The organism is Shewanella sp. BJSY2023SW005, assembly GCF_047314585.1.
GTDB classification, from domain to species: Bacteria; Pseudomonadota; Gammaproteobacteria; order Enterobacterales; family Shewanellaceae; genus Shewanella; species Shewanella algae.
Map to the genome: position 1 here is coordinate 1 of NZ_JBKORJ010000054.1, position 11,895 is coordinate 11,895.

The window sequence follows — 11,895 nt, forward strand, 5'->3', positions numbered from 1 at the left end:
ACTGACGTGGCCTGGGTTTCTGATAAGTCTGCTGAGACTGTGCATTACCATGGCACAATCCCAACCAACCTGCGTTCATTCGATAAACTCATTAAGAATCAAACAGCCAAGACCAGCAAGCTCTGTGTTATCTATGAGGCTGGTCCCTGTGGCTTCTGGCTCTATCGTCATCTGTTGCGCCGTGGCATTGAATGCTGGGTGGTAGCGCCGGCACTCATCCCCAAAGCTCCGGGCGACCGGGTCAAAACCGATAAACGCGATGCCATGACATTGGCCAGGTTAGCGCGTAGCGGCGATTTGCACTCTATTAAAAATCAAGCCACCCACTGTAAAACAATAACTTAATCTTCTTTCAGTCTGCGTTCAAGCACCAGTAGGGGATTTGAGCACCCAGAGGTAGAAAGATATCCGTGAGTTGCAGAGGTTTGATGAAATCGAACATATTTCACGCAAAAATGCGAGATTTGAGCTGTGCTAGCCCTACCCATGGTTCAGGGGATTTCAATGACTGCGGTTGAGTTAAATAGCGTGGGGTTCAGGCCGTTTGAAAGTACTGACAGCTGGTTGCAAAATGTCGTCGTCGCTTCTCCAAGTGTTCGCAGTAACAGCTGAGCTCTTGCAAGGTGCCTACTGGCCCACGAAATAGTCTTCCAAATTCAGTGGTAAGCTTGAGCCAGTTCTCATGAGGGATATTCAACCGCGTCAGTAGCTTGGTACTCTTTTCACTTATCGAACCTCGCTTATCATCGCGAATACAACGCCCGGTATCATCCACCAATTCAAGATAATCCTTGAGCCCAAACGCAATACCGCTGCGCTGGTTATCGCATTCATTGCCAATAAAGGGCAGTAGCTTGGTGGGTTGTTCGCATTTCAATGCTGCCTGAATACGTAGTCGAATGCTGGTATGCGCCGACTGCTCAGGCGTATCGGCCATCTTGGCTCTGATGGGATTGAGGTCAACGTACGCCATACAGGTTAACACCGCGGCTTCATCGAGTAAGGCTTGCGACTTAAATCTTCCTTCCCAGAATCGGCCGGTACAGTTATCCTCTTGATTGGCTTGACGCGCTATCGGTTCATTGAGACAACGCATGAACCAGCTGATGTCACATAACCTACTGCGATAAATCGCGATAGTATGCTTCAGCCTAGGGACTTCATACGCTTCAATCAGCTCACCCTGGGTGAATTTGCGGGTTAACTCGTCACCTTTGAACAACTTATGCCATTGCTCAAGCACTTCTCTGTCTGTCCATCGGTTTGCTGTCTCTATATCGACATGCAACACCAGATGCAGATGATTACTCATGATGGCGAATGCCGCCACATCAATGGCAAAAACAGCTTCCAGTTCAAATAATAACGATTCCACCCAACCACGGCGGTGGTCATAATTCTTACCCGAGTAGGCATCATCACCACACAGAAAGGCTCGCCGCACCACGCGGCTGCAACAGTGGTAGTAGGGCGTATCTTCAAGGCTGATTTGAGTTCGGCGAGGGCGCGGCATAATAACCTCCTTGTTAAATGCTTAAACAAAGCATAGTCGGAGGCTAACTACCGCGCCATTAACGTTGGGTGTCCATATTCTCTCTTGTTTTGTTATGTTCTTTAATATTTGCGCTACCACTCTGACTTATCATATATAAGCTGGATTTAGGTAATGAAATTAGTGTGTTGTCATTACCTAAATATGCTCCTCTAATGTACATCACCCCTCCAAGATCAAATATGACATTCAAAGGTTTAGTTTGACAGTAATCTTCTTTCTCACATCTATCAATTAGCTCTGGCGGTATAGTCACTCGAGATCTCTTCGAAAAATAGTATGAGCGTTCTATACCTCCCCCTACATTCAAAAACTTAAAAGATACTGAAGCAGTACTGTAAGCAATATTTGGAATTAGAGTTAGCAGAAGGGAAAACGAATAAACATAAAAAGCCGGAACCCTTAAAACTTCTTTTGAAAATTTCCTTTTTGAATACTTATCGGCATTTTTCTGGAATCCATTTTTCTTACGCGGCGGAAGCAATATGAAGAAACTAAGAATAAAAAAAACGACCAAAGCCAACCAGTACTGAGGATCAGTTTTTAGGGCAAGACCAAACTCAAGATATTTCAAGTAGACAAAAACCGATAAAAGAGCAAAGAAGCCAATATAAAAAAAAGTAATAACAGACTTCCAAAAGCGCAAAGTTAAAAAAGTTTTTAGCTTTTCTTCTTTTATAGTTTGATTTGGTGTTAATGCATAATAGACAAACAAAGCAGGTATTAAAAACAACGTTAGAAAAACCATTTCTGCCGTGTGATCGTATTCAATTGTCGAAAGAGAAAAAAGTAAGACTGGTGCCATACAGAAGAAGATAAGAAAATTTACTACATTTGCTGCCATCTCGGATTTAATCCAATTGGGTCTCGCCACTATTAGGTCTTCATAGCCAATTTCAACAGGATCAGAAACCACAATAACCGAAATAGATGAATATAGGATAACCACGCATGTGAATAATAAACACAGCATTCCTAAAGCAATCAACATGGTTGGTAAGATAGACATGTCGAGCGGAAAAGGGATTCCCTCTTTGAAGGTAAATACGAATAGATAGTACAGACCAAGCAGGCTCGATACCAACGCTCCATTTTTAGTAATACTTTTTAAAAATTGCACTTTCACTCCTTAAGCGCAAACATAACAGCTGTATAGTACGCATGCGCGTTTTAGTCCTCGGAGGAGTGTAAACGCGCATCGCTATCTGTTTGTATTTGCTGGATATAATACCATTTAGTCCTAATATCCCTTGCAGCTAAACGCGCATGCGCGGTTTCTAAACCTATTATCTACCAGCTGTATTTTTTAACATTATGAATTTAAAAGTATTTCCTGCAATATTACGGAAATAACGCGCAAGCTTAGCTGCAAATTCCCGGCATTTTGTCCAGGACGTCAATAATACTGTATAAAAATCAGTTCTGAGGTGCTTGTCATGAGCGCCGCAAACGCTACAACCCGGGCCCTACAACCCAAGCCCTACAAAAAACGTTAAGTAAAGCCATGGCTACCGCACGGGTCCAAACTTTGTTCGTCCCTGCATTCCGTTGAAAACGGAAAAGTGCTGCTGCTTCTGGCCTTAAGCTTAAGAAAGTGCTAAAGCTAAGCGTTTGAATTGGTTATACAATACCCAGTACTGAATTTGAAAACAATTAGCCAAAGGTCAAGTTTTGACAAAGGCAACAAAACTCTGATTTGGGGTGTTTTTGAAGCAGAATTGACTGAGTGTTTGCATTCTTCCCTGTTTTTGACGGTCACAGTCCCACCAGAACTAGAGCCAGGGCCTGAAAATTAGGTGTATGTCTGCAAGCACTTCAGATATTTCAAGCTACTCCATTCTCACAGAATTGCACCAACTCCCGCTCGAAGCGGCCGCAGGGCGTTGATGACAATCGCGTAGCGAGGCATGGATGCCGAAGCAGCGCCAGTCGAATCAGGGATGAGCGTCTGGCGCGATAGCGAATTGGCATCATAAGCACAAGGGGGTTTCCGCTGCGTCGCGGGTCGCTGGGGGTTTGGAAAGGGGGCGAGTCGATACAGCCCCCTTTCCTCGGGTGTGGGGCGAAGCTCCACGACTTTAGGCCGCTGGCACAGCGGCTAACATAGCTTTCAGTTCAAAATAACCAAATAACATTGATTGGGCTTCCAGCGACGGACGTCTCCCATTGCCTGCAGCAGGCTTATGCACAGGCGATCCCGTGACTCGGCGTGAATACGTCCATGTAGCCTCGACGAAAACGTCCCTGTTTTCGACGGTCACAGTTCCGCCTGTGCTTGAAAGTGGGGCGAAGCTCCACGACTTTAACCCGCTGGCACAGCGGCTATCATAGCTTCCAGCTAAAAGTCGCTAATTGGGCCTCCGGCGACGGATGTTTCCCATTGCCTGCCAACACAGGCATAAAAAAGGATGACCTTGGGTCATCCTTTTTAGCAACTTACTGAGTTGATATTAGATCAGAGTCTATCCAGCACGGCTTGGGTGAAGTCAGTGGTGCCATGGGTACCACCGAGATCGCGGGTAGTGCGGTCGCCTTCTTCGATAACCGCAGAAACGGCAGCGCGAATGGCGGCGGCTTTATCTGACATACCCAAGTATTCCAGCATTTGGATAGATGCCAGGATCACTGAAGTTGGGTTCGCCAGGTTTTTGCCGGCAATATCCGGGGCACTGCCGTGAACCGCTTCAAAGATAGCGGCGTTGCTACCGATGTTGGCGCCCGGGGCCATGCCCAGACCACCCACCAGACCGGCGCAGAGATCAGACAGAATGTCACCGAACAGGTTGGTGGTGACTATCACGTCGAAGTTTTCCGGGTTCATTACCAGCTTCATGCAAGTGGCGTCAACAATCATCTCTTCGGTAGTAATATCCGGATAACGCTGGCTGACTTCACGGGCCACTTTCAGGAACAGGCCTGAAGTCGACTTCATGATGTTGGCCTTGTGGACTATGGTCACCTTCTTGCGACCTTCCTTGCGAGCCAGTTCATAGGCGAAGGTAGCAATCTGCTCGGCACCCTGACGGGTGATGATACTGGTGGCTTCGGCAATGGCACCGTCTTCAGACAACTTTTGTCCCAGGCCTGAGTACATACCTTCAGTGTTTTCACGCACTGTGATGATATCTATGTTCTCATATCTGGCTTGGGTGCCCTTGAAAGAAAGCACAGGACGCACGTTGGCGTACAGGCTGAACTTCTTACGCAGGGTTACGTTGATGGAGGTGAAGCCTTCGCCAACAGGCGTTGTCAATGGGCCTTTGAGGGTGATACGGTTCTTCTCGATGAGATCCAGCGTGCGCTGAGGCAGGAGCTCACCGTGTTTTTCCAGAGCAGTCAGACCGGCATCGGCAAATTCATATTCAAAGTCGCACCCCGCCTTATCGAGAATTTTCAGAGCTGAGTCGATAATGCTGGGGCCGATCCCGTCACCAGGGATCACGGTAATAGTTCTTTTTGACATGGAGAGGTCCTTCCACGGTTGGTCGTTACTGCTATTTATCAGACCATGTCAGTGACACGGTTTTCGACTGAGAATTTTGTGATTTAGATCGCCGCTATTCTATACACATTCAACGCATTTTCACAGGAAATAGTGAGCAATCTCACGCTTTTTTCTGTAGGCTGACTTGCTAAAAAGTCGGCGTCTGACCATGATGGAACGCCAACAAAATAAAAAGTCTACTTTAGTCTAACAACAATGAAAAAGAGGACGATCTTGAAGTTAACGCCCTTAGCATCGCTGCTGTTGCTGTCAGCCGGTTTCGCTACCGCAGTCAGTGCCCAGAGCAGCCCCTCACTGACCCTCAAGGATATAATGCAGTTTGAGTCGATTACCGATCAGGTTCTCGACCCACAAGGCAAGGTGCTGGCCTACAGTGTCGCGCCGGATCGCGGCGACAGCCGTGGTGTGGTCAAGTCACTGGCCAATACCAAGGTTTATGATGTCGCCGGTGGCTCCAAGCCGCAGCTGTCAGCCGATGGCCGTTACACTGCCTTTACTCTGGCGCCTTCGCTGCTGGAATCGGAAAAGCTTGCTCCCAAGGCGCGCAAGAAGCTGAAAAAAGGCCTGTTGCTGCTGGATAACACCACAGGTGAGCAGCGCCGCTTTGAGCGGGTCAAGTCTTATGCCTTCAGCGAAGATGGTACTTTGCTGGCTATCTGGTATGAGGCCGATGAAGAAAGCAAAGAGAGCGCAGAGACAAACGGCATTGATGCCAAAGAGGCCTCAGCCAAAGCAGCCAATCAAGCATCCGCCCCCGAGGCTCCAGCAGCCAAAACGCCGAAACTGGATGCCGGCAGCAGTTTCGAGCTGTTGTCGCTGGCGAGCGGCAAGTCACAGCGTTTCGAGCATGTGACCGCTTGGCAACTGGCTTATAACGGCAGTGTGCTGGCACTGGCGCAAAATGACAGTGCAAGTAATAGTCACAGCATCTCTGTGCTCGATACCCGCAGCTTTGAACTCAAATTGGTCAGCAGCCAAGCCGATAAGCAGTTTGGTGCCTTGGCACTGAGCCGTGATGGCCACTATCTTGCCTATACCCGAGGTGATGCGGCGCTGGATGCGAATGAGCGCCCCTATGCCTTGTCTCTCTACGACAGAGAGTCGGGTAAACTGAGCCAGATTCTGCCGAGCAAGGGCGACAGCAAGGGTTGGCTCATTAATCGCCATGCCAAGCTGAGCTTTTCGGCCGACGGTGAGCGGCTGTTCTTCGGCCGGGTGCCCGAGATAAGCAAGCAGCTGCAAATTCCCAAGGTGGAGCAGAGCAGCGACCTGTACGACACCGCGCTGGTCAGTGCCCAGCGGGATTTACGCCTCTGGCACGGGGATGATCCGCTGATCAAGCCCAACGAAGTCAAACAGTATGAAAAAGAGCAGAGCCGCACTTATCTGGCTGTGCTGCATCTTGGTTCGCGCAACCTGGTGCAACTGGCCGACCGCAAGGTGCCGGACATTGAGCTGAGCGAACACAAGCGGGTGCTGCTGGGGAGTTCGGATATTCCCTATCGCAAGATGATCACCTGGGCCGGTTTCTATCGGGATTTTTACCTGGTGGATATCAATACCGGTCACAAGACCCGGATATTGACCCAACAACCCAGCGGCAGTGCGCCAACCCTGTCACCGGCAGGTAAATACCTGGCCTTTTATCAGCAGGGCGGTATCTATCTCTATGATGTGGCCAGCGGTCGAAAACATAACCTCAGCAGCAAGCTCAAGGTCAGCTTCGCCGATGAAGATCATGATTATCCATCTGCGGCGCCCGGCTATGGCTTCGGCCCCTGGCTCGAGGATGACTCAGGCCTGCTGGTGTATGACAAATACGATATCTGGCAGTTTGATACCCGCTCCCACGACGGTTTTATGCTGACAGGCGGTGAGGGCCGCAAGCAGCAGCAAAGTCTGCGTATTGAAGCTCTGGCCCAGCCAGACAAGGCTTATCCGGCCACTGTGGCGCGCAACCAGGCTGTGTTGCTGCAGGGCTATAGCCACAAGACCAAGGCCGACGGTTTTTACCGTGCGGTTATCGGCCGGGCTCAACTGACGCCGCTGTTTGCCAAAGACAACAAGCTGTCTGTGCTGGCCAGAGCCGACAAGGGTGATACCTTGCTGTTCAGTCAGGAGCGTTACGACAGCTATCCAGATCTCTACAGCTCGGCTTTGCTTGAGCCAGCCAAGGCGGTCAAGCAAACCGACTTTGATGCCCAGCGCCGCAAACTGCCTTGGGGTAAGTCAGAGCTGGTACACTGGCGCGACGGTGATGGTCGTGCAATGGACGGCGTGTTAATCAAGCCTGCCAACTATCAAAGTGGCAAGCGTTATCCTGTATTGGTATATTTCTACCGCTTTATGAGCGATCGCCTGCACGCCTTCCCGGACATGAAAATCAATCACAGGCCCAACTTTGCCTGGTATGCCGCCGATGATTACGCCATCTTTCTGCCGGATATCCGCTTTGAAGTCGGCTATCCTGGTATCAGCTCGGTCAAGGCATTGACCGCCGGAGTGCAGAAGCTTATCGACATGGGGATTGCCGATCCGGATGCCGTGGGTATTCAGGGCCACTCCTGGGGCGGTTACCAGACAGCTTTTGCCGTGACCCAGACCAATATCTTCAAGGCCGCAGTCAGTGGTGCCCCGGTAAGCAATATGACCAGTGCCTACAGCGGCATACGTCACGGCACCGGCCTTGCCCGTCAGTTCCAGTATGAAACCGGCCAGAGCCGTATCGGTGAAAGCCTGATGCGCGCGCCGCAGAAATACATAGAAAACTCCCCCGTGTTCTATGTCGATCGCATTCAAACGCCGATGATGATCATGTTCGGTGACAAAGACGATGCCGTGCCTTGGGAGCAAGGGGTTGAACTGTACCTGGCAATGCGCCGCGCCGGAAAAGATGTGGTCTTGCTGCAGTATCAGGACGAGCCGCACCACTTGAAGAAGTATCCCAACAAGCTGGATTACAGTGTGCGGATGAAAGACTGGTTCGATCATTACCTCAAGGGTGCCAAGGCCCCCGAGTGGCTTGAAAAGGGTGAAGCTTATCGCGAGCCCAAGGCGGAAGACTGAACTCCCTTTCTGCCCAAATAACTCACAGAGGCGGCCCAATTGGTCGCCTTTTTTTTCTGTTTATAGGGGAGGGGCAGGGCGATACGTACTCAAGCAGACTTGGGATGTTAAGTGTTGTCTTTGGCAGTCGTTGTTGGGCAAAAGCGAGCCCGCCTTGTGTACCGACTGATGCTTCCTCATTATTGTCTGCAGTAATTAAGGTTTTTATTGTTTGTAGAACGGCGTTTTACTTGCTCGGAAATTACATTGTCAAATTTTATCGATAGCAACTCCCAAAAGACCAAACATGTTGCCTGAAACTTCATCGCCAGAAAGGTAAATCTGGCTATCATTTGACTAATGAATCTCCATTTTATTCAACTGCACAGATATCCTTTCTCTTGCTTTATATCTATTTAGCCAAGATTTACCAGAATTTAGCACTGCGCGCGACATTCTTATCCTGCTCAATTTCCTCAAAACAGATACGGCTAAAGAAAAAAGATACCCAATGTTGTTAAATATTTGGGCACTCTTCAGATGTGTCAAATGTGTAAGCAATTAAACTGGTCTTGATTTTACCTTCTTCATATATGTTGTGAAGTGCATCAAATATTTCTTTTGAAAAGAAAATTTTACTCATTCCTTTGGGCTTGAATACGTGCTGTCTACATGGTGGAAGCGATTTTATTTTATCTTCGGAAAGATAATGCTGAGTCATTGCTTTGGAAATGTTTTTGCTTTTGTTTTTGTCAACTACATCAACAATATTGTTTACAGCTATTAAGTAACGCCCGCTAGATGTATCCTGGCCGGCACAAGCGAGTTTGGCGGGGTAAAAAGCTATGCCATACGGGTCAAAGCTCATTATAACATGAGCAATTTCCTTGGTAACATTAAAGCAACCTAGCTTTATTAAGTCTAAAGCATCAATATGATCCAGGTCGTTATCTTTCCAAACTATAGGCTCTGAAATAGACGTAGGGTTAAAGTCATTATCCTTGTTATAAAAGAAAGATCTTTTATCATCATACTCAAAGAAAGAGTCTCCTTCATTAAAATCTTCGGTAATATATGCAACTTCCATCATTTTGTCCTCAAAATTTCATCAATCATAAACATTTGCTGCTTACAAAAGTCTCTTTTGCCTGACCAGCGTCTTGATCAATGCTCTTATCGGGGCCACAGTCTTGACTTAAACAGCCCTTTCTTTGGTAAATGTTCACCGACAGAAGGTTGACACGCATAATTCTGCTGGAATTGGGTAATTCGTCTTTTCGTGCTGGCTCGAAAGAAAAAAGAAGCAAAAGACACCCAATATTAACTAAAACAATAAACAAAGACATCCAATATTAACTGTAGGTTGCTGAAAAATGAGATATTCAATATCAGAAAGTGTTTCACCGCGGAGAAAATGCCGGGATAGCAGGGGAGTGCTGTAAAGTCGGCGTCAGCGCTGTACAACCTGCTCCAGTGCCCATTCAGTGGTTAACCTTGAGCACCAAATGCAGTGAGTGGACATGACCGCAAAGGGGCACAGAACAATGGCGAATGCTACTGCCAGTTTCAATCGATGCGATTCAACCCAGTCTCGACTGTGTTCGTAGCTATTGCCTGAATAATCATCAATCCCGGATAAAAAGGTGCGGCGTACACAAGGTGGCAAACTCTTCGGGAATGAATCATGAATTTGAACATTTTTTGCTGGGCAGAAGGGGAGCTAGAACAGGTTGATTCTACCCTTGGTTTTCCTTTCCTTAAACTGTGGGCTTTCTGCCGTTATTCGGGTTGAGCGGGGGCCTTGGATATCACTTGCTGCGGCGAATGTTGCTGCAGATATTGCTGGTAAGTGTCTTCGCCCCAGGCCAGTAGTTGGCCATCTTCGAATAGCAGTGGGGTGCATTCATCTTTGGTGGTCTTACCGTCTGATTTACTGTGATGGGTGCGGTAGAAGAGGACCTGCAGTGAATGACCATGGGTTTGCTTGGCTTCGCTGAAGTCGGCTTTGCCTAGGGTTTGGGTGACTTCTGCCAGTGTTTGCCCCAGTTGCAGCTCGGAAACCATAGACTGGTTATAGGCTTGCCTGTCTTCCCAGCTCATGTCTTCCGGTTTGGGCTCGTAGAAGAGAATGACCACGGCAACAAAGGCCAGATAGGCGATAAAGATACTGCCGATAACTACGGGGGCCTTACTTTTCATACTGTTATTCCGTTTTATTGCTCAACCTGAGTTCACTCCAGAGCAAGACGGCTCGCTCTGTATTGAGTGATATAAGATACTCGCGACAGCTACAATGTAAACAGTATGTTTGTAATATGTTTTGTCTGTGCGCGATTATTGTCCGGCTGCCAGGCCGGGCAAAGGTCACTGAATAGCTGGTTTAGATGGTGAAGCCAAAGCCCATGTCCCATTCCAGCAACGGCACCAGATGTAACCCGTTGGCATTGAGTGCTATGAGTCTCTCAGCCACGGACTCATGCACTATGTAGGTAGATCTGATGCCTTTGACTTCGAACATCCGTCGTTTGGTAAAAGGAATGGCCGGCGATTCGGCATAGATGGGCTCGCGCAGTGAGGTAGGACCCCGGTAAATAAGATAATGCTCTCTACTGCAGACGGTATAAGGGGGATGGCATATCACCGCTGCCACAATACAGGACAAAATACTCGTTGTTGATATGAATCATGTCCCCCGGTTTCTTCCTTGGCGTTATTCGCTCCAGCGCACCCAGACATCTTTCAAATTGGCCGCGGTCAGCTTGTCCATTACGCTGTTGTGTACCAGCAGGAAGGAGGGGTCTTGGTCAAGTTTGAACAATAATCGCTGCTCAAGCGGAATGGCTGCCAATTTGGCCGGATCCAGCACCGGGGTTCGTATCGCGTCGATGGCGGGCGATTCAGAGTTCCAGATGGTGTGGTCGATATCGAGCACATCATAGCGATTGAAGACATGAAAATAGGCATAGAGCACTTCATCAATGAAATCCAGTTCGTCTACTGTGCCTATGTCTATCTCGGCATACATATCTTCATCCGACTTGTAGGGGTTTTTAATACGCTCAACCCCGAAAGGCTCCATTGACGAGAGTATGTCGGCGAAAGGTTCAGCGAAGAACAGGCGAGGGCACTGGGCAAAATCCACCACCAGATCCGGCCCATATTCCACCGGGCGTTGGGGCGTGTTGGCTTTTATCAGCCAGTTCCGCTCCAGATAGAATTGGCGGCGGTGGAAAATCAGGTAGTCATTCATACTTGTTTACTTCATTAAACTGTTTTGCCGGGAATGAGCAGGTCAGTTGGAAATGATTTTAAAAATAACGAGCAGCCGACAAGGCTACCAAGCCTATGTGTGAGCCCGTTTTGCTATTCCTGTGTCTGTTTGGGGGTTGTCTGCTGGGGCTGTATATGCTGCTGCAGATACTGCTGATAAGTGTCTTCCCCCCAAGCCTGGAGCCGGCCATCGGCAAACAGCAGAGGGGTACATTCGTCTTTGGTGGTCTTGCCGTCGGATTTTACATGCTGGGTGCGGTAGAAGAGCACCTGCAGCGACTGGCCATGGGTTTGCATGGCTTCGCTGAAATCGGCTCTACCCAGGGTTTCAATGGTTTGTTCCAGCGTTTGTCCCAGCAGTAACTCAGTGACTTTAGACTGGTTATAGGCTTGCCTGTCTTCCCAGCTCATATCTTCCGGTTTAGGTTCATAGAAGAGGATGACCACGGCAACAAAGACCAGATAGGCGATAAAGATGCTGCCGATAACTACAGGGGCCTTACCTTTCATACAGTTTTCCATT

10 protein-coding genes are annotated in these 11,895 nt (G+C 48.5%); 2 read left to right on the top strand and 8 right to left on the bottom strand.

The genetic code is table 11. The annotated features are described in order from the left end of the window. The coding region (locus tag ACMHXI_RS17280; RefSeq protein WP_413735611.1) for an IS110 family transposase at nt 1-345 on the top strand (345 nt) is incomplete at its 5' end. 190 nt (nt 346-535) lie between these two features. On the opposite strand, the gene ACMHXI_RS17285 is transcribed toward ACMHXI_RS17280, so the two are convergent. The 3 genes from ACMHXI_RS17285 to ACMHXI_RS17295 all read right to left on the bottom strand — a co-directional run bounded on the left by ACMHXI_RS17285 (nt 536) and on the right by ACMHXI_RS17295 (nt 5,015). After that, nucleotides 536-1,513 (bottom strand): transposase, encoded by a 978-nt coding sequence (locus ACMHXI_RS17285; protein ID WP_101059818.1) that lies wholly within the window; start codon nt 1,511-1,513, stop codon nt 536-538. A 58-nt stretch (nt 1,514-1,571) separates the two neighbouring features. Continuing rightward, nucleotides 1,572-2,672, bottom strand: a complete 1,101-nt coding sequence (locus ACMHXI_RS17290) for a hypothetical protein (RefSeq protein WP_096142757.1) — start codon at nt 2,670-2,672, stop codon at nt 1,572-1,574. A gap of 1,335 nt (nt 2,673-4,007) precedes the next feature. Then, nucleotides 4,008-5,015: an isocitrate dehydrogenase gene (locus tag ACMHXI_RS17295; RefSeq protein ID WP_025011991.1), complete on the bottom strand. Its 1,008-nt coding sequence runs from the start codon at nt 5,013-5,015 to the stop codon at nt 4,008-4,010. 255 nt (nt 5,016-5,270) lie between these two features. On the opposite strand from ACMHXI_RS17295, the gene ACMHXI_RS17300 reads away from it, so the two are divergent. Then, nucleotides 5,271-8,123 carry a prolyl oligopeptidase family serine peptidase gene (locus tag ACMHXI_RS17300; RefSeq protein ID WP_413735613.1) on the top strand — a complete coding sequence of 951 codons (2,853 nt, stop codon included), beginning with the start codon at nt 5,271-5,273 and terminating at the stop codon, nt 8,121-8,123. Nucleotides 8,124-8,619: 496 nt separating this feature from the next. Here the strand turns inward: ACMHXI_RS17300 and ACMHXI_RS17305 are convergent, their stop codons facing one another. From ACMHXI_RS17305 to ACMHXI_RS17325, 5 genes are all read right to left on the bottom strand, one after another. After that, nucleotides 8,620-9,192: an imm11 family protein gene (locus ACMHXI_RS17305; RefSeq protein WP_208155345.1), complete on the bottom strand. Its 573-nt coding sequence runs from the start codon at nt 9,190-9,192 to the stop codon at nt 8,620-8,622. A gap of 689 nt (nt 9,193-9,881) precedes the next feature. Next, nucleotides 9,882-10,301 carry a DUF3192 domain-containing protein gene (locus ACMHXI_RS17310; protein WP_071239257.1) on the bottom strand — a complete coding sequence of 140 codons (420 nt, stop codon included), beginning with the start codon at nt 10,299-10,301 and terminating at the stop codon, nt 9,882-9,884. Nucleotides 10,302-10,482: 181 nt separating this feature from the next. Beyond that, entirely contained in the window at nt 10,483-10,764 is a 282-nt protein-coding gene (locus ACMHXI_RS17315; protein ID WP_198556970.1) for a hypothetical protein, read from the bottom strand. A gap of 48 nt (nt 10,765-10,812) precedes the next feature. Further along, nucleotides 10,813-11,352, bottom strand: coding sequence for a hypothetical protein (locus ACMHXI_RS17320; RefSeq protein ID WP_101059816.1), 540 nt, complete (start codon nt 11,350-11,352; stop codon nt 10,813-10,815). Nucleotides 11,353-11,465: 113 nt separating this feature from the next. Next, the gene (locus ACMHXI_RS17325) at nt 11,466-11,882 is read right to left on the bottom strand and encodes a DUF3192 domain-containing protein (protein ID WP_101059837.1); all 417 of its coding nucleotides are present in this window, start codon (nt 11,880-11,882) and stop codon (nt 11,466-11,468) included. Between the last annotated feature and the right edge of the window lie 13 nt (nt 11,883-11,895).

Bases quoted from the DNA above. Each gene is read 5' to 3' on its own strand.
- ACMHXI_RS17295 (WP_025011991.1), bottom strand. From the start codon at position 5,015: ATGTCAAAAAGAACTATTACCGTGATCCCTGGTGACGGGATCGGCCCC.
- ACMHXI_RS17325 (WP_101059837.1), bottom strand. From the start codon at position 11,882: ATGAAAGGTAAGGCCCCTGTAGTTATCGGCAGCATCTTTATCGCCTAT.
- ACMHXI_RS17285 (WP_101059818.1), bottom strand. From the start codon at position 1,513: ATGCCGCGCCCTCGCCGAACTCAAATCAGCCTTGAAGATACGCCCTAC.
- ACMHXI_RS17310 (WP_071239257.1), bottom strand. From the start codon at position 10,301: ATGAAAAGTAAGGCCCCCGTAGTTATCGGCAGTATCTTTATCGCCTAT.
- ACMHXI_RS17320 (WP_101059816.1), bottom strand. From the start codon at position 11,352: ATGAATGACTACCTGATTTTCCACCGCCGCCAATTCTATCTGGAGCGG.
- ACMHXI_RS17305 (WP_208155345.1), bottom strand. From the start codon at position 9,192: ATGATGGAAGTTGCATATATTACCGAAGATTTTAATGAAGGAGACTCT.